19 protein-coding genes are annotated in these 22,968 nt (G+C 71.6%); 7 read left to right on the top strand and 12 right to left on the bottom strand.

The features are described 5' to 3' along the window. Positions 1–155: 155 nt before the first annotated feature. Positions 156–1,199, bottom strand: a complete 1,044-nt coding sequence (locus FAF44_RS20360) for a Gfo/Idh/MocA family oxidoreductase (RefSeq protein ID WP_237104795.1) — start codon at positions 1,197–1,199, stop codon at positions 156–158. A 35-nt stretch (positions 1,200–1,234) separates the two neighbouring features. Then, positions 1,235–2,134 (bottom strand): proteasome assembly chaperone family protein, encoded by a 900-nt coding sequence (locus FAF44_RS20355; protein WP_237104794.1) that lies wholly within the window; start codon positions 2,132–2,134, stop codon positions 1,235–1,237. 686 nt (positions 2,135–2,820) lie between these two features. Here FAF44_RS20355 and FAF44_RS20350 point away from each other — a divergent pair. After that, positions 2,821–3,687, top strand: coding sequence for a hypothetical protein (locus tag FAF44_RS20350; RefSeq protein ID WP_237104793.1), 867 nt, complete (start codon positions 2,821–2,823; stop codon positions 3,685–3,687). A gap of 13 nt (positions 3,688–3,700) precedes the next feature. On the opposite strand, the gene FAF44_RS20345 is transcribed toward FAF44_RS20350, so the two are convergent. Beyond that, positions 3,701–5,809 (bottom strand): tetratricopeptide repeat protein, encoded by a 2,109-nt coding sequence (locus tag FAF44_RS20345; RefSeq protein WP_237104792.1) that lies wholly within the window; start codon positions 5,807–5,809, stop codon positions 3,701–3,703. Positions 5,810–6,077: 268 nt separating this feature from the next. Here FAF44_RS20345 and FAF44_RS20340 point away from each other — a divergent pair, with 268 nt between their 5' ends. Continuing rightward, positions 6,078–6,536, top strand: coding sequence for a GNAT family N-acetyltransferase (locus tag FAF44_RS20340; RefSeq protein WP_237104791.1), 459 nt, complete (start codon positions 6,078–6,080; stop codon positions 6,534–6,536). On the opposite strand, the gene FAF44_RS20335 is transcribed toward FAF44_RS20340, so the two are convergent. Beyond that, positions 6,520–8,208 (bottom strand): glycerol-3-phosphate dehydrogenase/oxidase, encoded by a 1,689-nt coding sequence (locus FAF44_RS20335; RefSeq protein ID WP_237104790.1) that lies wholly within the window; start codon positions 8,206–8,208, stop codon positions 6,520–6,522. The genes FAF44_RS20340 and FAF44_RS20335 overlap by 17 nt on opposite strands. A gap of 91 nt (positions 8,209–8,299) precedes the next feature. On the opposite strand from FAF44_RS20335, the gene FAF44_RS20330 reads away from it, so the two are divergent. Together FAF44_RS20330 and glpK are read left to right on the top strand one after the other, a co-directional pair. Continuing rightward, a complete protein-coding gene (locus FAF44_RS20330; protein ID WP_237104789.1) occupies positions 8,300–9,106 on the top strand; it encodes an MIP/aquaporin family protein in 807 nt (268 codons plus the stop codon). Positions 9,107–9,132: 26 nt separating this feature from the next. Then, positions 9,133–10,647 (top strand): glycerol kinase GlpK, encoded by a 1,515-nt coding sequence (gene glpK, locus FAF44_RS20325; RefSeq protein WP_237104788.1) that lies wholly within the window; start codon positions 9,133–9,135, stop codon positions 10,645–10,647. A 259-nt stretch (positions 10,648–10,906) separates the two neighbouring features. Here glpK and FAF44_RS20320 read toward each other — a convergent pair whose 3' ends face one another. The 4 genes from FAF44_RS20320 to FAF44_RS55835 form a co-directional block, all read right to left on the bottom strand. Further along, positions 10,907–11,755 carry an ABC transporter permease gene (locus FAF44_RS20320; RefSeq protein ID WP_237104787.1) on the bottom strand — a complete coding sequence of 283 codons (849 nt, stop codon included), beginning with the start codon at positions 11,753–11,755 and terminating at the stop codon, positions 10,907–10,909. Continuing rightward, complete coding sequence (locus FAF44_RS20315; protein WP_237104786.1) at positions 11,752–14,793, bottom strand: CocE/NonD family hydrolase; 3,042 nt, start codon at positions 14,791–14,793, stop codon at positions 11,752–11,754. Before FAF44_RS20315 ends, FAF44_RS20320 begins: the two co-directional genes overlap by 4 nt. 126 nt (positions 14,794–14,919) lie before the next feature. Next, positions 14,920–15,357, bottom strand: a complete 438-nt coding sequence (locus tag FAF44_RS20310) for a nuclear transport factor 2 family protein (protein ID WP_237104785.1) — start codon at positions 15,355–15,357, stop codon at positions 14,920–14,922. 91 nt (positions 15,358–15,448) lie between these two features. After that, positions 15,449–15,856 carry a PaaI family thioesterase gene (locus FAF44_RS55835; RefSeq protein ID WP_237104784.1) on the bottom strand — a complete coding sequence of 136 codons (408 nt, stop codon included), beginning with the start codon at positions 15,854–15,856 and terminating at the stop codon, positions 15,449–15,451. Positions 15,857–16,039: 183 nt separating this feature from the next. Between FAF44_RS55835 and FAF44_RS20300 the strand changes: the two genes are divergently transcribed. From FAF44_RS20300 to FAF44_RS20290, 3 genes are all read left to right on the top strand, one after another. Next, positions 16,040–17,326, top strand: a complete 1,287-nt coding sequence (locus FAF44_RS20300; protein WP_237104783.1) for a cytochrome P450 — start codon at positions 16,040–16,042, stop codon at positions 17,324–17,326. A gap of 63 nt (positions 17,327–17,389) precedes the next feature. Continuing rightward, positions 17,390–18,223, top strand: a complete 834-nt coding sequence (locus FAF44_RS20295; RefSeq protein ID WP_237104782.1) for a bifunctional 2-polyprenyl-6-hydroxyphenol methylase/3-demethylubiquinol 3-O-methyltransferase UbiG — start codon at positions 17,390–17,392, stop codon at positions 18,221–18,223. Between the two features lie 17 nt (positions 18,224–18,240). Beyond that, the gene (locus FAF44_RS20290) at positions 18,241–19,431 is read left to right on the top strand and encodes a hypothetical protein (protein WP_237104781.1); all 1,191 of its coding nucleotides are present in this window, start codon (positions 18,241–18,243) and stop codon (positions 19,429–19,431) included. Positions 19,432–19,437: 6 nt separating this feature from the next. Here the strand turns inward: FAF44_RS20290 and FAF44_RS20285 are convergent, their stop codons facing one another. The 4 genes from FAF44_RS20285 to FAF44_RS20270 form a co-directional block, all read right to left on the bottom strand. Then, a complete protein-coding gene (locus FAF44_RS20285) occupies positions 19,438–20,469 on the bottom strand; it encodes a copper resistance D family protein (protein WP_237104780.1) in 1,032 nt (343 codons plus the stop codon). After that, positions 20,466–21,098: a copper resistance CopC family protein gene (locus FAF44_RS20280; protein ID WP_237104779.1), complete on the bottom strand. Its 633-nt coding sequence runs from the start codon at positions 21,096–21,098 to the stop codon at positions 20,466–20,468. Before FAF44_RS20280 ends, FAF44_RS20285 begins: the two co-directional genes overlap by 4 nt. Positions 21,099–21,180: 82 nt before the next feature. After that, positions 21,181–22,170, bottom strand: a complete 990-nt coding sequence (locus FAF44_RS20275) for a diiron oxygenase (RefSeq protein ID WP_237104778.1) — start codon at positions 22,168–22,170, stop codon at positions 21,181–21,183. A 75-nt stretch (positions 22,171–22,245) separates the two neighbouring features. Further along, the gene (locus tag FAF44_RS20270; protein ID WP_237104777.1) at positions 22,246–22,809 is read right to left on the bottom strand and encodes a TetR/AcrR family transcriptional regulator; all 564 of its coding nucleotides are present in this window, start codon (positions 22,807–22,809) and stop codon (positions 22,246–22,248) included. Positions 22,810–22,968 lie beyond the last annotated feature (159 nt).

Here is a 22,968-nt window from a genome sequence, read left to right as displayed (position 1 = left end):
TCCCCGCCCCGCCCCGGCTCAGCGCCGGCGGCGGTTCCGGGCGGCGTTCCCGGGCCGCTCACCCTCGGGCCCGGCTCATGCGCCGGCGGCGCGCCCCGGCCGCTCACCCGCCCGGCACTTCCCGCCACGGTCCCGCCCGGCGTCCGCCGGGCCGGTCACCCGTCCAGGTGGACGACGGTTCGCTCGGTCGCCGACCGGCGGGCCGCCTCGATGACCGCCAGCACGCCGACCGCGCTCCCCGGATCGACCGGCGGCGGCGCGCCCTCGCGCAGCGCCGCCGCCACGCCCCGGTAGAAGTCGAGGTAGGCCCCCGGCTCGGTCCGGACGATCTCCCGCTCGCCCTCCGCGCCCAGCGCGCCCCAGCGGTCCTCCTCGTCGTCGCCGAAGCCCGGCGAATCGGGCGTCATCCCGGCCCGCAGCCGCTCCTCCTGCACGTCCATCCCGTACTTCACGAAGCCGGAGGTGGAGCCCAGCACGCGGAAGCGGGGGCCGAGCCGGGCGGCCATCGCGCTGACCCACAGGTGCGACCGCGCGCCGCCCGCGTGCGTGAGCGCCACGAACGTGTCGTCGTCGGACGCCACCCCCTCGCGCCGCACGTCGCTCTCGCAGTAGACCTCGCGCACCGGCCCGAGCAGTTGCACGGCCTGGTCGATGAGGTGGCTGCCCAGGTCGTACAGCAGCCCGCCGACCTCCTCGGGGCCGCCGGCCTCCCGCCAGCCGCCCTTCGGCACCGGCCGCCAGCGCTCGAAGCGCGACTCGAAGCGCAGCACCTCGCCCAGCCGTCCTTCGCCGACCAGCCGTCGCACGGTGCGGAAGTCGCCGTCCCAGCGCCGGTTGTGGAAGACGGTCAGCAGCAGCCCCCGCTCCCCGGCCAGCCGCACCAGCTCGCGCCCCTCCTCGGCGGTCCTGGCCAGCGGCTTGTCCACGACGACGGGCAGGCCCTGGTCGAGCGCGGCGGCGGCGGTGGCCACGTGGGTCCTGTTGGGCGAGGCGACCACGACGAGGTCGCACCGTTCCCACAGGCTCCGCACGTCGCCCACCGCCGCGGCGCCGTACCGGCCGGACACCTCGGCCTGGCGATCGGGATTCCGGGTGACGACGGCCGCCAGGGACAGGCCCGGGGTGGCGTGGATGAGCGGGGCGTGGAAGTAGGCCCCCGCGGGGCCGTAACCGACGAGGCCCACCCGGATCTCACTCATCGGCCCAGCGTAGCGGGACCGCCCGGCGGGGCCGCCTATTCGTCGTCGCGTTCGGCGAGGAAGCGCTCGAACTGGGCGGCCAGTTCGTCGCCCGTCGGCATCGGGGTGGTCTCGGCCATCAGGTTCTCCCGCTCCGAGCCCGCGGCGAACGCGTCGTACTGCTGCTCCAGGCCGGTGATCGCGGTGGACAGCTCGCTGGAGGCGCGGATCTGCTCCTCGATCTCGGTCGTGGTGCGCCGGGCGGCCTCGCGCAGCGCGTCCATCGGGAACACCAGCCCCGTGGCGCGCGTGACGGCCTCCAGCCCGGTCACCGCGGCGGTCGGGTACTCGGCCTGCGAGAGGTAGTGCGGCACGTGCACCGCGTAGCCCAGCGCGTCGTGCCCCTGCGCCCCGAGCCGCAGCTCCAGCAGCGCGGCGACGCTCCCGGGCACCTGGACCCGGCCGAACACGCTGCTCTGCGTGTTGACCAGCTCCGGCCTGCTGGCGTGCATCGTGATGCCGAGCGGACGGGTGTGCGGGACCGCCATGGGGATGCCGTGCAGCGTCACCATCCTGCTCACCTTCAGCCGCTCCACCAGCGCCGCCACGGCCTTGGAGAACAACTCCCACTCCCGGTCGGGCTCGGGCCCGCTCATCACCAGGAACGGCGTCCCCGTCGAGTCCTTCGCGGCGTGGACGGCCAGCTCCGGGCTCTCGCACTCCACCCACTTGTCGGTGTCGAACGTCATGATGGGCCGTCGCGACCGGTAGTCGAGCAGCCGGTCCACGTCGAACGTCGCCACGACCCGGTGCTCCAGCTCGGCCAGCAGGTGGCCAAGCGCGAGACGTCCGGCCGAGCCCGCGTCGACGAAACCATCGAAGTGGTACAGCAACACCGGATCGGGCAGCTCGGGCGCGTCGTCTGCGAGCTCGTAGAGATCCTTCGGGTCGAACACGGTTGAAAGCCTTTCCCTAGGTACTCTTCACCAGAACCTACGGCGCGTCGCAACGATTCCGTGCACGGCACCTTATCGAGGCGCGCGGCGCTCCATGGAGCGGATCCGGGGCTCCGGGCGCCCGCCGCCACGGTATCCGGCCTGGCAGGAGTGGGTGTGGGCGGCCCACGGCGGGCCCGGGACACCGGTGCGCCCGTCCGGCGGCGAAGGTGACAGTTTGCTGAGGCCGGCGGCTCATTGCCCTTGACGCCCGGACCGCACGCGGGCGGGCGGCAGGCGGCGGCGGTCCCGGCCGCCCGGATGATCACTGCCGGGCCCCACGCGCGGGCGCCGGTGTTCGAAAACAAGTCCGCCATGGTCAGAGGGCTGCCGGACGTCCGGCGGCGGCCCGTCCGCCGGATGGCCCGCCGCCGTGGCCCGCGCGTGAATGTTCGCGATGGACTAGTTCTCCGGCGCTTGCCGCAAAGTGCTTCATAGTCTGAAATAAGTATTAAAGGGATGGAAGTTGCCGAGTGTGGCCTTTCAGTCACTCCATCGTCATGCTGGGATACGTGGCTACTTCTGCGCACTCCTTCAGTAGGCGACCGCTCCACATCCCTCCGCTGCCATGTCCGTTCCCGAATGAGATCAACGTTCATGCCTCGGAGGTCGACGCGGAGAGCCACGCATGGCTGGCCGCCTCGAACATGCTCCAGAGCGCCGAGACCGTCGAGCACTTCCGGCGCTCGAAGATCGGCCTGCTCGCGGCACGGACCAACCCCACCGTGCCGCGTGACAGCCTCCGCCTGATCAACGACTGGTACAACTGGCTCTTCGCCTTCGACGACGCGTTCTGCGAAGGCGAGCTGATGGGGCACCGGGCCTCCGCGCTCGCCCGCGCCCTGCCGCCGCTGCTCGACATCCTGGAAGGGCGCAGGGAGCCGGGGGCCGGCGACCCGTTCGGCCTCGCGCTCAAGGAAGTGCTGTCCCGCATCTCCGCGTCCGCCACCCCCGCGCAGGTGGACCGGTGGCGGATCACCGTGAAGGAATACCTGTTCGCCCAGATCTGGGAGGCCGCCAACCGCGAGGTCGATCTCATCCCGACCCCCGAGGACTACACCCTGATGCGCCGCATCACCGGGGCCACCTACACCTGCTTCGCCCTCATCGACGCCGGCGGCGGCTACCGCCTGGAAGCCGAGGAGTGGCACCACCCCGACGTCCGCGCCCTGTCCGACCTGGCCTGCGACCTCATCGGCTGGGACAACGACCTCCTGTCGTACGCCAAGGAGCGCGACAACGACAAAGCCCGTCACAACCTGGTCACCGTGCTGGCCACGCACCGCCCCCTCACCCTGCAGAGCGCGCTGCGCGAGGTCGCGCGGATGCACAACGACTCGATGGCGGCCTTCGTCGCCCGGCGCGCGGCGCTGGAGCAGTGGGCGCCGCTCCCGGTCCGCAAGTACGTGCGCGGCCTCGAACACTGGGTACGGGGCCACATCGAGTTCTCCCTCGGCAGCGCGCGTTACGTGCACGCCTGGCCTGACGGCACCCAGTGGCCCCAGGCCGTGTGACGCCGCCGCGTCATCAGCTCTCGTCAGGGGCGTCCGGGTCGTCGAGCGCGAGCCCGGACGCCTCGTCGAGGTCGAGCCTGGCGCCCTCCTCGAAGGCGTTCTTGTAGGCCAGCTCGCCCAGCCGCTGCCGGCAGTCGCGCATGCACAGGTCGTGATCCTCGGTCAGCCAGGGCGCGCCGAGCTGCGGCAGCCCCGCCGTCTTCCAGTTCTGCTGCAACGCCCCGAGCAACTGGGCGGCCAGCATGGGCCGCTCGGACCTGACGAAGATGCGCACCGCGGTCTCCAGCGCCAGCAGCGTGCCGAGCGTGTCGTGGAAGTGCCGCTTGATCCGCAGCGCCTCCCGGACGTTCTGCAGCGCCTCGTCGGTGCGGCCGGTCACGAGCCGGGTGTCCGCCAGCGCCCACTGCGCGTGGGAGCTGACCCACAGCTCGCCGCGCTCCTTGCACACCTGCAGGCAGTCCTGCAGCAGCGACTCGGCCTCGTACAGCTCGCCCTGCGCCGTCAGCACGATCGACAACTCGACGATCGCGGGCAGCAGGCCGGGGTTGAGCTCACGGTTCTCGGTGTTGAACTCGATCGCCACGCCCAGCAGCGCGCTGGCCTTCTGCAGGTCGCCCTGGAGCAGCGCCGCCGTGCCCTGCATCTTGGAGGCCAGGATGACGGCCCGGGAGTCGCCCACCCTGACCGCCTCGTTGCTGCACTTCTCGGCCGCCTGCAACGCGCCCGCGCTGTCGCCCTGGGCGCTCCTGACGTAGGACAGCACCCACAGCGCCTTGCAGCGCTCCTTGCTCACGGTGGGGTTGGCCTCCAGCGCCCGTTCGAGGTACAGCCGCCCCTCACGGGCGAACCCGCAGCACACCCACATGAACCAGAGCGACGACAGCAGGGTCAGCGCGAGCGCCGACCTGCCCGGCGCGGCGAGCGCGTGCTCCAGCGCCTGCCGGACGTTGTCGTGCTCCTGCCGCATCCGGACGAACCAGTAGATCTGCCGCGGCCCCGACCAGGCGTCCTCGCTGCGCTGGGCCAGGCTCAGGTAGTACTCCAGGTGCCGCTGGCGCATCTGCTCCTTCTGGCCGAGCTTCTCCAGCCACTCCTCGCCGTACTCGGCCAGGGTGTCGATCAGCTTGTAGCGCACGCCCGCGTGGTTGCTCCTGATCAGCAGGATCGACTTCTCCACCAGCCCCGTGACGAGGTCGGTGATGTCCTCGGACGGCAGCCGCCCGTCGGAGCAGACGAACCGGGCCGCGTCGAGCTCGAAGTCGCCCGCGAACACCGACAACCGCGCCCACAACAACCGCTCGGCGGGCTCGCACAGCTCGTGGCTCCAGCCGATGGCCGCCCGCAGTGTCTGGTGACGGGGCAGCGCCGTACGGCTGGCGCCGGCCAGCAGGCTGAACCGGTCGGCCAGTAACCCGAGGATCTGCTCCACCGACAGCGCCCGCAGCCGCACCGCGGCCAGCTCGATCGCCAGCGGGATGCCGTCGAGCCTGCGGCACAGCTCGGCCACGGGCTCGATGTTGCTCTCGTCGAGGACGAAGTCGGGCACGCTGGCCCCGGCCCTGGCCGCGAAGAGCTGCACGGACTCGTTGGTGAACAGGCTCTCGGCCGGATCGTCGCCGGGCACCTGCAGCGGCGGCACGGGCACCACGTGCTCGTACGGCAGGTGCAGCGACTGGCGGCTGGTGGCCAGCACCTTCAGGTTGGGCGCCGCCTCCAGCAACTCGTGCACCAGCTCGGCGCAGCCCTGCACGAGGTGCTCGCAGGTGTCGATGATGAGCAGCATGTCGCGCTCGCCCACCCACTCCGACAAGGACTCCGACTCGGTCCGCGAGGACTGGTCGGCGATGCCGAGCGCGGCGGCGATGGTGTGCTTGACCATGCCCGCGTCCTGGAGGCGGGCCAGATCGGCGAACCAGACGCCGTCGGGGTAGTGGACGCGCACCTGGTGCGCCAGCCGCAGCACGGTGCGCGACTTCCCCACGCCGCCGATGCCGGTGACCGTCACCAGGCGCGACTCGGCGAGGTGCCGTTTGAGGTTGGCGAGCAGACGCGTACGGCCGACGAAGCTGGTCAGCTCCGCCGGCAGATTGCCTTCTCGCCGCCAGCCTGTCGGGGTGGGCATGAGCGGCCTCACGGGGGGTAGGCGACATCTGCCTTCGTATCGTACCGCCGTGGTCGCAGCCTGTCCTCGGTCCGGCGGACACGCTCGATGCGGGTTCGCCCGGCTGGGTACCATGGTCGTCGTGGATGACTTGCTGCCCGAACAGAGCGCCGACGACACCGACCTCGCCTGGGGCGACTGGCGCGAGGCCGACGCCGACTCCTTCTACCTGGAGAACCGGCCGCCGCACTGGGACTAGCCGCCCGGAGCACCGGCTTAAGATCCCCGCATGGCCGACCTCGAACCCGTGCTGCGTCCAGCCACCCCAGCCGACTACGACGCCGTCGCCGCCGTGATCGACGACTGGTGGGGCCGGCCGATCCTGGCGTCCCTGCCCAGGCTCTTCCTCGACCACTTCCACCGCACGAGCCTGATCGCCGAAGGGCCCGGCGGCCATCTGGCGGGCTTTTTGATCGGGATCCTGTCGCCGTCGCTGCCGCACGAGGCGTACATCCACTTCGTCGGCGTCTCGCCGGGCGCCAGGAAGAGCGGGCTGGCCCGCACCATGTACGAGCGCTTCTTCGACCTGGCCCGGGACGACGGCCGCCGCGTCGTCAAGGCCGTCACCGCGCCGGTGAACGCCACCTCCATCGCCTTCCACAGCCGCATGGGCTTCGAGGCGGACGGCCCGCTGCCCGGCTACAACGGCCCCGGCACGACCCTGGTCACCTTCACGCGGACGTTGTGACCTCGGCCGCGGCCGTCCGCGCCCGCGTCAGCGCGGTGCGCTCGGCCGCCACGAGGCGCTGGCAGCGCGCGACCTCCGCCTCCACCCGCTCCGCGTCCCAGTCCAGCACGTCGGCCATCAGCCGGGCGATCATCGGGGCCGCCGCGTGCGCCAGCTCGCCCGACTCGATGAGCATCCTGGTCCTGCGGGCCACGATGTCCTCGGCGTGCAGGGCGCCCTCGTGGGTGACGGCGTAGCGGACCTCCGCCTTCAGCCACGGGCCCGGCGCGATCAGCGGCTCCCCGAGCGCCGGGTCCGCGCGGACCAGCGCCAGCACCTCCAGGGCCAGGTTCCCGTAGCGGCGCACCAGGTAGGCCACGGTCTCCACGTCGAGGTCGTGGTCCTCGGCGATGCGGCGTACGGACCGTTCGAACGCGGGCAGCCCGTCGGCGCCCAGCAGCGGCAGCCGCTCGGTGACCGACTCCGGCACGTCGTAGCCCTCCAGCGCGGCGTCCACCACGTCCTTGGCCATGATCCGGTACGTGGTGTACTTCCCGCCCGCGATCGCGGCCAGGCCCGGCAGCGGCACGTCCACCACGTGCTCACGCGACAACTTCGTGGTGGACGAGGTCTCGTCGGCCGCCACCAGCGGACGCAGCCCCACATAGAGCCCGACCACGTCATCCCTGGTCAGCGGCCTGGCCAGGACCGAGTTGGCGCGGTCGAGCAGGTAGTCGACGTCCTCGCCCGTTGCTCTCGGCTCGGCGCGGTCGCCGTCCCAGTCGGTGTCCGTCGTGCCGACGATCCACCGCTTCCCGGTCCACGGGATGATGAACAGCACGCTCTTCTCCGTACGGATGATCATGCCGGTCCGCGAGTCGATCGCCTCGCCCGGCACCATGATGTGCACGCCCTTCGACATCCGCACCTTGAAGCCCGGCTCCGCCGCCCCCGGCAGCGCGGTCACCGGGTCGGTCCAGACCCCGGCGCAGACCACCACCGTGTCCGCGGCGACGTCCAGTTCGTGGCCGCTCTCCTCGTCGCGCACCCGCGCGCCGACCACCCGTTCGCCGAGCTCGTCCCGCAACATCGCCACCGCCGTGGCCCTGGTCGCGATCACCGCGCCGTGCGCGGCGGCCGTGCGGGCCAGGGTGAGGGTGAAGCGGGCGTCGTCCACCTGCGCGTCGTAGTAGATCATCGCGCCCGTCAGCACGTCGGTACGCAGGCCCGGCGCCATCCGGCGGGCCTCCTTGATCGACAGGTTGCGGTGCCTCGGCATCGGGCGGCGCATGCCTTCCAGGGCGTCGTACAGGGTGAGCCCGGCGGCCACGTACGGCTGCTCGACCACCTTGCGGCGCAGCGGATACAGGAACGTGACCGGCCTGACCAGGTGCGGCGCCAGCCGTGAGACCAGCAGGTCGCGCTCCTTGAGCGCCTCCCTGACCAGCTTGAAGTCGAACTGTTCCAGATAGCGCAGCCCGCCGTGGATCAGCTTGCTGGACCTGCTCGACGTGCCCGACGCCAGGTCGCGGCTCTCCACGAGCGCCACCCGCAGCCCGCGCGAGGCGGCGTCCAGCGCGGCGCCCGCCCCCGTCACGCCCCCGCCGATCACCAGCACGTCGAAAGTCTGCCCGCGCAGCCGCTCGACGGTCCCGCGGCGGTCCCTGGCGTCGAGCGCGCCGTTCAGCCCCACGCCATTACTTTCCGCAACATATGACACACAATCCGTGTTCGTTCCCTGGATGGGGGAATGCACACAACGCTGCGCATCAAGGAGGTGGCCGGTGGCCGTAAGTCCCGAACGGAGAAGACTGAACGGCGAACTCATCGCCGAATTCGCGGGAACCATGGTGCTCGTCCTGTTCGGCGCCGGGGTCGTCGCGCAGGTCATCGCGGGCGGGCTCGGCGACCACGACAGCATCGCCTGGGCCTGGGGCATCGGCGTGATGCTCGGCGTCTACGTCGCCGGACGCACCACCGGAGCGCACCTCAACCCCGCCGTCACGCTCGGGTTCGCCCTCTTCAGGGGCTTCCCGTGGCCCAAGGTCCTCCCGTACGTGGTCGCGCAGACCGCCGGAGCCTTCGTCGCCGCCCTCCTGGTGCGCTGGAACTACACCGAGGTGCTGGCCATGGCCGACCCCGGGCACACCATCAAGACCCAGATCGTCTTCTCCACCCTGCCCGGCAACGGCACCCTGCCGGTGGACATGTGGGGCGGGCTGCGCGACCAGATCATCGGCACCGCGATCCTGCTCTTCGTCATCTTCGCCCTGTCCGACACGGCCAACATGGCGCCCAGCGCGAACCTCGGGCCGTTCATCATCGGCCTGCTCGTCGTCGGGATCGGCATGTCCTTCGGCACCGACGCCGGCTACGCCATCAACCCGGCGCGCGACTTCGGGCCGCGCCTGGCCAGCTTCTTCACCGGCTACAGCGGCGCGTGGCGCGACCAGTACGGCGATCTGTACTGGTGGGTCCCCATCGTCGGCCCGCTGATCGGCGGCGCCCTCGGGGCCGGCCTCTACCAGGCGTGCATCGCCCGCTTCCTTCCGCAGGGCGAGGACCGCGACACCGTGAAGCCGTCCGACTGAGGACGCCGAGGAGAGAGCAGAGCGCCATGCCGGACTTCGTCGGAGCCGTCGACCAGGGCACCACCAGCACCCGCTTCATGATCTTCGATCACGACGGCGCCGAGATCGCCAAGTTCCAGCTCGAACACCAGCAGATCCTGCCCAGGGCCGGCTGGGTCGAGCACAACCCGATCGAGATCTGGACCAGGACCACCGCCGTCATCGAGACCACGCTGCAACGCGCCGGCCTCCACGACAGCGACCTCGCCGCCATCGGCCTCACCAACCAGCGCGAGACCACGGTGGTGTGGAACCCGCGCACCGGACGTCCGTACTGCAACGCGATCGTGTGGCAGGACACCCGCACCGACCGCATCGCCGCCGCCCTCGACCAGGACGGCCGCGGCCAGGTCATCCGCGACCGGACCGGGCTGCGTCCCGACGCCTACTTCTCCGGCGGCAAGATCCAGTGGATCCTCGAGAACGTCCCCGGCGTCCGCGAGGCCGTGGACCGCGGCGAGGCCGTCTTCGGCAACACCGACACCTGGACCCTGTGGAACCTCACCGGCGGCGTCAACGGCGGCGTGCACATCACCGACGTCACCAACGCCAGCCGCACCATGCTGATGAACCTCGACACCCTCGACTGGGACGACGAACTGCTGTCCTTCTTCGACATCCCCCGCGCCATGCTCCCCGAGATCCGCCCCTCGGCCGACCCCGCCGGCTACGGACTCACCCGTCGGCAGGGGCCGTTCGGCGGCGAGGTGCCCATCACCGCCATCCTGGGCGACCAGCAGGCCGCCACCGTCGGCCAGGTCTGCTTCGCGCCCGGCGAGGCCAAGAACACCTACGGCACCGGCAACTTCCTGCTGCTCAACACCGGCACCGACCGCGTACGCTCCGAGAGCGGCCTGCTCACCACCGTGGCCTACAAGTTCGGCGACCAGCCCGCGGTCTTCGCCCTGGAGGGCTCCATCGCCGTCACCGGCTCCGCCGTGCAGTGGCTGCGCGACCAGCTCCACCTCATCACCTCCGCCCCGCAGAGCGAGACCCTGGCCCGGCAGGTGACCGACTCCGGAGGCATCTACTTCGTGCCCGCCTTCTCCGGGCTGTTCGCTCCGTACTGGCGTGCCGACGCGCGCGGCGCCATCGTCGGGCTGTCCCGCTACAACACCGACGCCCACCTCGCCCGCGCCGCGCTGGAGGCCATCTGCTACCAGAGCCGCGACGTGGTCGAGGCGATGCAGCGCGACTCGGGGGTCGTCCTGGACGTGCTCAAGGTGGACGGCGGGGTCACCTCGAACGACCTGTGCATGCAACTCCAGTCCGACATCCTCGGTGTCCCGGTCAGCCGCCCGGTCGTCGCGGAGACCACCGCGCTCGGGGCCGCCTACGCCGCCGGGCTCGCCGTCGGCTACTGGAAGGACACCGCCGAACTCCGCGCCCACTGGGCCGAGTCGCACCGCTGGAACCCCACGTGGGACGAGGAACGGCGGGAGAAGGGGTATGCGGGCTGGAAAAAGGCCGTCACCAAGTCCTTCGACTGGATCACCGCCTGACCGCCACCCCACACGCCCCGCGACCGGCCCGGTAAGTGCCCTCCACCCGACATGACGGGCGGAGGAGGGACGGGTCGTTCCTCCCTCCACCCTCAAGCGACGGCACCGTGTCGGCGGGGCGGCTGCTCCCTCACCATGCGCAGCGGGGCGGGAGGCGGTTCTTCCCTCCACCCCCAAAAAAGGACAGCACCACGTGCGATGGGGGAGGGGCGGGCGTTCGTGCCCACCCCTCAAGGACGGCACCAGGTGCGGTGCGGGGTCAGCTCACCACGTCCTTTCGGCGGAAGCGTCGGAAGGCGATCGCGATCAGGATCGCCGCATACGTGACCGACACCGACGCGCCCTTGGCCATCCCGCTCCAGTCCAGTTCGGGAGCCAGGGCGTCCAGCCAGGCGTTGTTCCAGAACGTCGGCAGGAACTCCCGCAGCACCCCCAGCGCCTCCACCGCCTGCAGGATGCTGCACACGATCCACAGCCCGACCGCCCCGCCCACGGCCCCGAGCGGGGAGTCGGTCATGGTGGAGACGAGGAAGGCCAGCGCCGCGACCACGAGCTGGCTGACCAGCGCGTACCCGATCACGATCCCGAAGCGCGGCAACACGTCGAGAGCGGGGATGGTCTCACCCGTGCCGGGCACCGTGATGTCGTCCCAGCCGAACGCCAGCGTGCCCGCGAGCAGCGCCATCAGCGGCAGGCAGATCACCGCCGCCGCCGAGTAGCCGAGCGCCACGATCAGCTTCTGCCGCAGCAGCCGGTCACGCGGGACCGGCGCGGCCAGCAGGTAACGCAGCGACGACCAGTTGGCCTCGCTCGCCACGGTGTCGCCGCAGAAGAGCGCGACCGCCACCACGAGCAGGAAACTCGCCGACACCGACAGGGCGAACGCGGCGAAGTTCAGGCCGCTCTGCGTGGCCAGGTCGGAGATCCGCAGCGTGGCCTGCCCCTGCCCGCTCGACTGCGGCCCGATCTGGAACGCGATCACCAGCACCCACGGCAACGCCAGCAGCAGCGCGAACATGCCCAGCGTGCGCCGCCGCTTGAACTGCCTGACGATCTCCACCCGCAACGGCAGCGTACGGTGCGGCGCGTAGCCGGTCGCGGTGCTCATGCCTTCTCTCCGATGAGGTCGAGGAACACGTCTTCCAGGCGCGGCCCCTGCCCGTTGCCGGGCGCGGCCGAGCCGAGCAGCAGCGACACGGGGCCGGTCGAGACCAGCCGACCGCGCTGCATGACCACGACATGGCTGCACGCCTGTTCCACCTCGGCCAGCATGTGGCTGGACACGATCACGGTACGGCCGTCGCGCGCGTACCGTTTGAGCACCTCGCGCATCTCCCGGATCTGGGGCGGGTCGAGCCCGTTGGTGGGCTCGTCGAGCACGAGCAGGTCGGGCAGCCCGAGCATGGCCTGGGCGATGGCCAGCCGCTGGCGCATACCCTGCGAGTACGTGCGGACGGCCCGTTCGAGCGCCTTGCCCAGATTCGCGATCTTCAGCGCCTCGTCGAAGTGCGCGTCCTCCCGGGGACGGCCCGTCGCGGCCCAGTACAGCTCGATGTTGTCGTGCCCGGACAGGTGCGGCAGGAACCCCGGCCCCTCGACGAACGACCCGAGCCTCGACAACACGGGCGCGCCCGGGGTCACCGGCTCGCCGAAGATGCGGATCTCCCCGGCGTCCGGCTGGATGAGGCCCATCATCATCCGCATCGTCGTCGTCTTGCCCGCGCCGTTGGGGCCGAGCAGCCCCAGGACCTGGCCCCGCTCGACCCGGAACGACAGGTCGTCGACGGCCAGTTCGCCGTTCCGGTACGCCTTCGTCAGGCCGCTGATCTCCAGCGGCACCTCCGCGCCGCCGCTCTCACCGGTGCGCTTCGGGCCGCCGTTGACGCCACCGGTGGTGCTCGTGGAGACGCCGTCGGGGGACGCGGGCGCGGGCCCACCACCCACCGGCAGCGGTTCGGCGGCCGTGAGCTCGGCGACGCCTCCCGGCGACAGAGCTCCGGCATCACCGTTCGCGACAGCGCCCTCCACCGGCCGGGGTTCGGCGGCGACCCCGGCAACGCCTCCGGCCGACCCCGAGCCGGTGGCGATCTCGGCGGCGATCTCCGCGACGCCTCCGACCAGCCGGGGTTCGACGGCGACCCCGGCGACGCCTCCGACCAGCCGGGGTTCGGTGGCGTTCGCCGACGTGCCCGCCCCCGGCTCGGGGTCGGCGGTGCTTGCCGACGTGCCTGCCACCGGCCCTGGGTCGGCGGCGTTCCTGGCGCCTGCGCTCGCCACGTCGTGGACCCTGGTGGCCGGGGCGGTGCGCAGGCGGGGGCGGGCCGAAGTGCGGCCCGTGGCGAGCAGGACGGCGGCGATCAGCACGGCGGCCAGCGGCATCGCCCACACCCACCACGCCACCCCGGTCGGCGCGGCGGCCAGCGTCGAGACGACGGGCACGGTCAGGGCGGAGGAGGCCAGCGAGACCTGGTACGCGGCAGACTCCGCAGGAGTGGCGAAGCCCATGTCGGTCGTGGTCACGACCAGGCGGAGCCGGTGCCCCACGGCGAAGCGGTGGTCGACGGCGGGCAGGCTGACCGTAGCCTCCGCGCTGCCCACGCCGTCGGGGATCGTCACCCGGAAGGGTGCCACCAGCCCGGCGGGCAACGTGGGCATCTGGGTGTCGTCGGCGACGTCGTAGAGCTTCGCGAACAGCGTCGCCTCGCCCTTGCCTGACACCTTGACCTTGACGGTGGAACTGCCCGTGAGCTGCAGCGGCGTGGTGAGCGGGCCGGACTCGAAGGTGGCCCCCTGGCCCGGCATGTCGATCGAGACCCCGGGGCTGTTCTGGCCGCCCAGCAGCCCGCCGATGCCCGGCACGGTGGAGATCGAGGCCGGGGCGCCGCCGGGCGGGTTGACGATGTTCTGCTCGGGGCCGCCGAGTTCGACGGTGCTGGTGCCGGTGCCCGCCAGGCCGGGGTAGGAGTCGGCCTCCGGGTGGAGCTGGATGCGCTGGCGGGTGCCGGGGTCGCGCCCGCCGTCGCGTGTCACGGTGAACGCGCTCACCGGCGGCGCGGCCTGCCCGGAGCCCTCGCCGTCGAGGTAGCGGGCGAACCAGGCCGCGGTCTGGTCGAAGAGCCAGTCGGCCTCGCCGTTGCCGCCGTCGTGCCCGCCGTCGAACCAGGCCAGGCTGACCGGCGTGCCCGCCGCGGCGATCGCCTTGGCGTTGGCGTCGGCGTGGCCGAGCGGGAACAGCGAGTCGCGCTGGCCCTGGATGAGCAGGGTCGGAGCCTTGATCCGGTTCGCCACGGTGATCGGGCTGGACGCGCGCAGCAGCGCGATGGCCTCCGGCGTGGCCCGGCCGTTTTCGGCGACCTGCTGGTACATGTCGCAGATCGCGGGCAGGAACCTGCCGCACCGCGCCTGCTGCGCCGTCGGCGGGCCCGCCTGCGCCGCCTCCCCGCGGCCCAGCAGCGACGCGACGTCGAGGGACGCGCCCCGCCCGAAGAAGATGCCGGCCCACATGCGCTTGAAGACCCCGCTCGCGGCGGCGCCGGAGCCGCCGTCGGTGGCGGCGTCGGTGGGAGTGGCAGTGGCAGTGGCGTCGGTGGTGGCGGCGTTGGGGAACAGGGCGTCCGCCAGGTCGGACCAGGTGATCTGCGGGACGATCGCGTCGACCCGCTGGTCGAAGGCCGCCGTCAGCAACGCGATGGCCCCGCCGTACGAGCCGCCCGCGATGCCCACGCGCGGGTCGCCGGGGGCGTCGAGCCGGACCTCGGGGCGCTTGGCCAGCCAGTCGATGAGCTGCTTGACGTCCTTGACCTCGTAGTCGGGCGAGTTGAGCGCGATCTGCCCGGTGGAGCGGCCGAAGCCGCGAGCCGACCAGGTCAGCACGGCGTAACCCTGCTGGGCGAGGCGGACCGCCTGGTCGCGCACGCTCTGCTTGCTGCCGCCGAAACCGTGGGCGAGCAACACGGCCGGCGCCTGCCCGCCGTCGGGCGGCGGGAAGAAGGTCGTATCGAGCTCAACCCGTTGGTCGTCGGCTGGTCCGTCGACGACGGTTATCTGCTGGTCCTGGCCCCGCACCTCCGGAGCCGACGGCCACACGAGCCACGTCGTCACCCCGATGAGGACGAGTGCCGCAACCAGGGCGGCCACACGCTTCATGCGGTGAGCCTACTTTCCGCACCTGAGAGATCGCTGAGACGGCACTCACGCCGGGACCTGCTGAAAGGTGCTCGTCGAGGTGAACTGGTGGATCATGGGATCGCCGCGCCGGGCGGAGCCCGCCGATCATGAGGCGACCCGGTGCGCGGCGGGGGCGCCGGAGAGCGCCCGAGCCACGGTGAGGCTGTCCTCGTAGATGTGGTAGCGCGTGATCAGGCCGTCGGTGACCGTGAGATGCAGGGCGAACGGCGAGGCGTAGGACCGCCCGGTGGCCGCGACGGTCTGCGCGAGGTCGCCGAGCACCACGGCGTCGTCGCCGTCGACCAGGATCCGGGCGACGGTGGTGCCGTTGAGCTCGGGTACGTGGTGCGCGGCCAGCATGCCGAAGTGCTCCGCCACGTCATGACGGCTCGAACGGGGCCGGATCCACGGCACCGACGGATGCCCCTCGGCGGGCCAGTTGAAGCGCCACTCGCTCTCCTCGGCGAACAACTCGGCGATGCGCTCGACGTCGCCCGCACCGATCCGGCGCAGCAACTCGTGCACGGTGTCGTAAGTCGTCATGACCTGTCCTCGAAGTCGGGTTCGGGTGCACAGGTGAGTCTCCTCGAGTCGGTGTGCGCTTGGCGATTACCTCTGAGATAGGGCGGCCAGGTCAGGCCAGCAGGGCGTAGACCGTGGTGGCGTGCGCGGCGGCCTCGGCGCTGCCCTCGGCCGTGAGGGTGATCTCGGTGAAGGCCAGCGACCTGCCCAGCTTCGTGATGCGTACGTCGAGCAGGACATCCTTGCCCACCACCGGCCGCTGGAACGTCGTGGACTGCTGCACCGTGGTCATCGGGACGAACCCGCCGCGCGCCGAGGACACGGCCAGCACCGTGGCGGTGTCGGCCGCCGCCATCATGGCCTGGCCGCACAACCCGCCGCCCGCTCTGGCCAGGTCGTCGGACCAGGGGAGCCGCACGATCGCGTGGCGTTCGCCCACCTCCTCCACCCGGAGGCCGAGCTGTTTGATCCAGGGGGCGAAGTATTCCTGGAGAATCGCCTCTGCTTCTTCTGGGGTCACGCGCTCATGATGCACGCTGGGCACAGCGGGAAACGGCCGCGCGAAGAGTCTGTGGACAACTCGCCGCGACCCGCCCCCGGCTGTGGAAAACCCCGGGCATGCGTCCTGAGCAACCGCCCAAGGCAACCGCCCTGGGCAGACGCTCCGGGCGAATTGCCCGGTCACCAGAAGGCGGGAGACGGCATGACGACGACGGACGGCGACGCCCACCGCGCGGCCGTGGAGATCTTCTTCCCGTCCACCTACGACACGGCCGTCCCGTACGACCTGTTCGCCCGGCTCAGGGCAGAGTCGCCGGTCCGCTGGATCCCCGAGCCGCCCGTCGGCCCGTGGCGGGCCGGCCCCGGCTACTGGGCGGTGTTCCGGCACGCCGACGTCAAGCACGTGCTCCGCACCCCGGAGGACTTCTCCTCCCACCTCGGCGCCACCCAGATCCGCGACCCCGACACCCCTGCCGACCTGGGCTTCGTCCAGGTCCAGATGCTGAACATGGACCCGCCGGACCATTCGCGGCTGCGCCGGATCGTCGCGGCGGCGTTCACCCCGCGCGCCGTCCGGGCGCTGGAGCGGACGATCGCGGAGCGGGCGGCGGCGCTGTTCGAGGAGGGCGCGTGCGACTTCGTCGAGGTGGCCGCCGACCTGCCCGTCTGGACGCTGGCCCACGTCATGGGCGTGCCCGCGCAGGACAAACGGCTGCTGTACGACTGGGCGTCACGCGTGATCGGCTACCAGGACGACGACTACGCGGGCCTGTCCACGGCGGACGTCGAGCAGCTCACCCCCGCCGGCCGGCTGGCGCTCGCCGTCAGGCCCGATCCGGGGCCGGGCGTCAACCCGCGATCGAGGGCCGCGCTGTCGGACATGTTCGCCTATGCCCACGCACTGGCCGAGACCCCCGCGGACGGCGAGTCGATCATGACGGCCATGCGCGCGGGCGGCCTGACGGAGGCCGAGTTCGAGAACATGTTCTTCCTCTTCGCCGTCGCCGGGAACGAGACCCTGCGCAACGGCATCCCCGGCGGCCTGCTCACCCTCCTCCAGCACCCGGACGAGCTGGCCCGCCTGCGCGCCGACCCGTCCCTGCTGGACTCCGCGATCGAGGAGATGCTCCGCTTCTGGCCGCCGGTCATGCACTTCAGGCGGACGGCGACGCGTGACCTCACCCTCGCCGGCCGGCCGGTCCGCGCGGGCGACAAGGTCGTGGTCTACCACGCCTCCGCCAACCGCGACCCGTCCGTCTTCCCCGGCCCGGACCGCTTCGACATCGCCCGCACCCCGAACGACCACGTCAGCTTCGGCTTCGGCCCGCACGTCTGCCTCGGCGCCCACCTGGCCAGGGCTCAGTTCCGCGCCCTGTTCGGGGAACTGCTGGCCTGGGACGTCGAGCTCGCCGGCAGCCCCCGGCGGCTCACCTCCAACTTCCAGAACGGCCTCAAGCACCTGCCGGTACGCCTGCGCCGCCGGTCCTGACCGCGCCACGCGGGACGGAAACGTCGATGCGCCGCCGCCGGCCGCCTGTCTACGATCACCCGCATGAACGACTACCTGCGGATCAACCAGGCGAACTGGAACGCGCGCGTCCCCATCCACGTCGCCAGCGACTTCTACGACGTGGCGGGTTTCCAGGCGGGCCGCTGCTCGCTGCGCGCGTTCGAGCTCGAAGAGGTGGGCGACGTGGCCGGCCGCAGCCTGGCGCATCTGCAGTGTCACTTCGGCCTCGACACGCTCTCGTGGGCCAGGCTCGGCGCCGAGGTGACCGGCCTCGACTTCTCCGGGGCCGCCGTCGAGCAGGCCGGGGCCATCGCCGCCGACTGCGGGATCCCGGCCAGGTTCGTGGCGGCCGACGTGTACGACGCGCCCGAGGCGCTCGGCGGGACGTACGACATCGTCTACACCGGCCTCGGCGCGCTGGTCTGGCTGCCCGACCTCGACCGCTGGGCCCGCACGGTCGCCGCCCTGCTGAACCCGGGAGGCTTCCTCTACCTCGCGGAGTTCCACCCGTTCGCCGACCTGCTCGACGACGAGACCGGCACCAGGGTCGTCCACGACTACTTCGACCGCGACCCTCAGGTCTGGACCCTCCCGTACACCTACACCGGCGGCGACGTCCTGGAGCACCAGACCTCCGTGGAGTTCCGGCACGGGCTCGGCGACATCGTCACCGCGATCGCGGCGGCCGGGCTGCGCGTCGAGTTCCTGCACGAGCACGATCACACGCTGTTCCGCCGCTTCGACACCATGACCGACGAGGAGGAACGCGGCACGTATCGCATGCCCGCGGGGCAGCCCCGCAGACCTCTCATGTTCTCGCTGCGGGCTTCGGCCGGGCAGGATGCCATCCCGATCACGGGCCGGTGGCGTGGATGACCGTAAGATTCTCTGCCGTGAAGTCTCCAGCATCGTTCAAGAGGGCCACCGCCTGGGCCCTGCCCTACTGGACCCGCGGCGAGGCGGGCCGCGAGACGCCGCAGGACCTGTTCCGGGTGCTCTACTTCGGCTGGCTGGCGGCGTTCACGCTCAAGGTGCTCGGCTCGGCCTGGGACGTCTCGTGGCACTTCAAGTGGCTGCGCGACGACCTCGCCCCGCCCCACCTGCTCAACTCCGCGGGCACGGCCATCGTCGTCGCCCTGGTCGTCATCCACGGCTACACCGGCTACGGCGTGGACAGGGCCGCGCTGCGGCTCATCCAGTGGGGCACCGGGATCTTCCTCGTCGCGGTGCCGCTCGACCTGATCAACCACCGCGTCAACGGGCTCGACATCACCTCGTGGAGCCCGTCGCACATCATGCTCTACCTTGGAACGTTCTTCATGATCGCGGGCGTGGTCCGCGGCTGGTTCATGGGAGCGCCGCCGGGACGCGAGCGGACGGTCGTGCTCGGCGCGTTCCTCGCCTTCTTCCTGGAGAACATGCACTTCCCCGAGCAGCACCAGGAGTACGGCATCCTGTCGCTCGGCGCGTACGACAACGGCGCGACGTACGCCGAGCCGATCCTGCTGCGGTTCGCGGCCGACCAGATGCAGCAGCCCATCGACCGGACGATGATGGCCGCGTTCACCCTGCCCGTGCCCGACTACCTCTACCCGGTCTACGCGGTGGTGGCGGTGCTGTCGGTGCTGGTCGCGGCCCGGTTGCTGATCGGCAGGTTCGGGGCGGCCACCCTGGTCGCCGGCTCGTACGTGGCCTTCAGGGTGCTGATCTGGCCGCTGCTGACCTTCACCGGGTTCCCGCCGTCGGCGGTGCCGCTCTTCATGGTGGTCGCCGGGCTGCTGGTGGACGTGGCCTTCCTGGTGCGGGTGCCGGTCGTGCGCGCGCTGCTCGGGGCCGCCGCGGTTACGGCCGCCACGTACGGGGCCCTGGCGCTCCAGAGCGCGGTCATGGGGTCCGTGTACGGCGCGATCAAGGGCCAGGACGGCCTGCTGGGAGCGCCCCCGCAGGTCATGGCGTCCGCGGTGTGGGCCGGGATCGGCCTGCTGGCGGTCTGGCTGGCGATCGAGTGGGCCGTGGGCCGGCGCGCGCGCCGGCCGGTCGAGGAGCCCGCGCCGCTTCCCGTGGCCGCCCCCGCCACGCCGTAGGCCCTCTCAGGCGATCGAGGCGCGGGTGATCGCCACCGCCACCCCGTACGCCAGTCCCATCACGGCGACCTCGGCCACCGCCCAGCCCACCAGGGCGGTGGCCGCGCCGCGGCGGATGACGGGCAGCAGCCGGAACCGGATGTGCGCCGCCAGCGGCACCAGCAGCGCGACCAGCGCCGTCTTGACCACGACCAGCACGCCGTAGTGGCTGGTCACGATCGCCTCCGGCAGGCTCACGCCGGGTGTCAGCGCCATCGTGCCCAGCCCGGTGATCAGGCCGGACAGCGCCACCAGCAGCAGGCACACGGTGGCGATCCTGGAGAAGCGCGGCAGCGCCACGGCCAGCAGGTGGCGGTGCGGCGCCACGAAGACGGCGGTGGCCATCAGCCCGCCGGTCCACGCCGCCGCGCCCATGACGTGGATCTCCATCGAGATCATGATGGGGTCGTGCCAGACCGAGTTCACCGCGTGCCCGGTGACGGGGATCGGCAGCAGCCCGAACAGCGCCACGATCACCCGCAGCTCGGCCGGGACCTTCTCGCCGAACCGCACCGCCATCAGCCCGATCCCGGCCGCCGCCAGCGCGCACGCCGCGCTGAACAGCAGCCCCTGACCGGTGCCGACGCTCCCGACGTAGCCGGCGATCATCCCGAACGTCGGCACGGCGCCGGGGTTCAGCTCGGCGGTCTGGAAGACGATCGTGAGCAGCGCGCAGATCGCCCAGGCCCAGGCGGCCAGCACGGCCAGCGGGCGCACCCTGAGCAGCACCGGCTCCGTACGCTCGGGACGGTCGAAGCCGAGCAGCTTGGGCAGCAGGCTGAGCCCGACGACCGCGACGGCGGCCACGTCGAGCAGCACCCGTACGATCGGCAGGCCGACCGACACGACCACCCCCGGCATGGGGACGCCGGGCACGGACTCCTGGGCGGTGAACGAACTGGCCGCCACGGCCGCGACGACCGCGCACACCCCGAACGCACCGGCGACCAGCCGCCCCCCGACACGCGGACGGGCGAGGGGCGGGGCGACGACGGTCACGCGCGGGTCCCCTCGCCACGAACCACTGACCCCTCGTCGGCGTCGTCCTCGGCCGCCTCCGGAGCCCCCGCCGCCGCGGCGTTCCCGCCGGGGGCGGTGCGGCGCAGGGCGACCGCCGTGCCCGCGGCGAGCACCAGCAGCGCCCCCACGATCCACACCACGGCCATCCCGGCCCCGCCGTTGGCCGCCGCCTCGGCGGCGTCGGCGCTGGAGCCGTCCGCCGCCTCCGCCGTCGCGGACGCGGACTGGGCCGCCACCCCGGACGCGCCCGCGGCCAGGCTGAAGCCGATCTTCCCCGTGACGGGATGCCCGTCGGCCGACAGGATCCGGTACCCGACCACGTACGACCCGCCCGCCGGCAGCGGCTTGACCTGCACCGAGACCCGCTCGGCCGCCACCACGGCGCTTCCGTCGGCCCAGGACGACCCGTCGGCCCCGGTCACGCCCACCTGCGCGTACCCCTGCCGCACCGCCTGGTCGAACACCAGCGTCACCTGCGAGGGCGAGGCCGTCAGCGTGGCCCCGTCCTGCGGGTCGCTGCTGATCAGCACGTTGTGCGCCTGGGCCGGGGAGTACGAGACCCCCACCACGGCGAACGCGAGCAGCAGGACCGTGAGTAGCCGCCTCACAGAGCAGAACCTTCCGTAAAACCCGTTGTGAACCCCTACATGGTGCCACTCGTGGCTGCCCGGCCGGCAGGCGGCATCAGGGTCATCGAGGGGCTGACGGCGCGGCGGCCTCCCAGATGCCCATGATCCGCCAGATCCACCGGGTGAACGGGTTGACCAGCCCGATCTCGGCGCACAGCTCGCGCGTCTTGCCGACCGCGTCGCGGATCTCCTGGCGCGCGGCGGGGTGGCGCAGGTAGACCTCGGCCACCACGTTCGCGGGGATCCGGAAGCGGCGGATCATCGGGCCGGGCGGCGCGAGCATGATGCGGGCCATGACGCCGAGGATGATCGGTGAGGCGATCCCGAGCAGCAGCCGGCGGTGGGCGGGCATGCGCGGGACCCGGTTGCGCAGGTAGTGCCGGGCGAAGGAGATGTGCCTGGCCTCCTCCGCGATGTGGATGCGCATGATCGTCTCTTCCAGCGGGTGGTGCACCCGGCCGTCCCTGAGCAGCCTGCGCTGGACGTGGTCGATCGGGTCCTCGCCGCCCAGCACGAACACGAAGAACAGCTCGGTCGAGATCAGCGGGATCCAGGGGGCCACCTGCGCGACCGCGGACAGCGGCCCCGGCATACCGCGGATGGGCAGCCCGGTGCGGTTGACGAACTCCTGGAACATCATCCCGTGATGTCCCTCTTCGATGGTCTCGTGGTAGACGTACCGGAACTCGGGGGAGCCGTTCGGCAAGCGGTAGGCGTAGTTGAGCAGCCCGCGCTTGAGCAGGTTCTCGAACTGCAGCCCGATCTTCATGGCCGTGGCCACCCGCCACAGCCCGATCCGGGCGCGTACCTCGGGCGGGCGGCTGAGGTACCAGGGGTGGCCGCCCAGCCGGTCCACCCCGGACAGCTCCCAGCGCGGGTCGGCCGGGTCGACCTGGAATTCCGGGTCGTCCCACGGGATGTCGCGGTACGGCTCCCAGTGCTTGTCCACCGACGCCTTCGAGAGGCGTTCGATGACCGCGCGGTACGCGCTCCGGTTCGCGACCCGCTCGTCGCGTTCTCTGGCGGCGGTAGAGCTCGGTGCGGTCGTCATCGCGTGCGCTCCTCTCCTCGCCCAGTAATTGTACGAAGAATCCAATAAGACTGGGAAGAGGGAGAGGCGCGGCTTTCAGAGCTTGTCCGCGGGCACCCCCAGTTCGTTCGCCGCCGCCGAGCGGATCAGCACGTTGACCCTGCGCCGTGACAACACCTTGGGATGCGCGTGCGTCTGGACCGCCAGCCCGTCGATGAGCGCGAACAGCCGCCACGTCGTCGAGTCGGGGTCGGGGCACTCGAACTCGCCGCAGGCCACGCCGGCCTCGATGATGCCGCGCATGAGCGTGCGGCCTCTGGCGTCGATCCGCCGCGAGGTCTCCTCCAGTTCCGGGGTGCGCATCGCCTCGGACCAGGCGTCGATCCACAGCCGCCAGCCCTCGGTGGGGATCGCGGGCGAGCAGAGCCGCAGCAGCGAGCGCAGGCGCTCGATCGGGGTGCCCCCCGCGTGCTCGACGTCCGTCAGCGCGTTCAAGTGCAGCCGGGCCGCGTAGCCGAACGCCTGCGCGAACAGTCGCTCCTTGGTCTCGAAGTGGTAGAAGAGCAGCGCCTGGCTCACCCCGGCGGCCCTGGCGATGTCCAGGGTCCTGGTGTGGCCGAAGCCCTGCTCCGCGATCACCTCGCAGGCCGTTCTGAGCAAATCTTCGCGCCGTAATCGGCTGAAACCTGTTGTCACAGCGAGTAACTCTAACTTCTGATCACTATTATTTATCGGACAAAACGGACGTGAGCTGTTCTGGTATGAGGAACGCCGTACGATCCCGTTCCTGTCTTTACCGACAGTCACGTTGATCATGGT

The organism is Nonomuraea sp. MG754425 (assembly GCF_021699195.1).
Classification (GTDB): Bacteria; Actinomycetota; Actinomycetes; order Streptosporangiales; family Streptosporangiaceae; genus Nonomuraea.
Note: the sequence above shows the minus strand (reverse complement) of the source record. Positions and strands in the feature narration are given on the sequence as shown.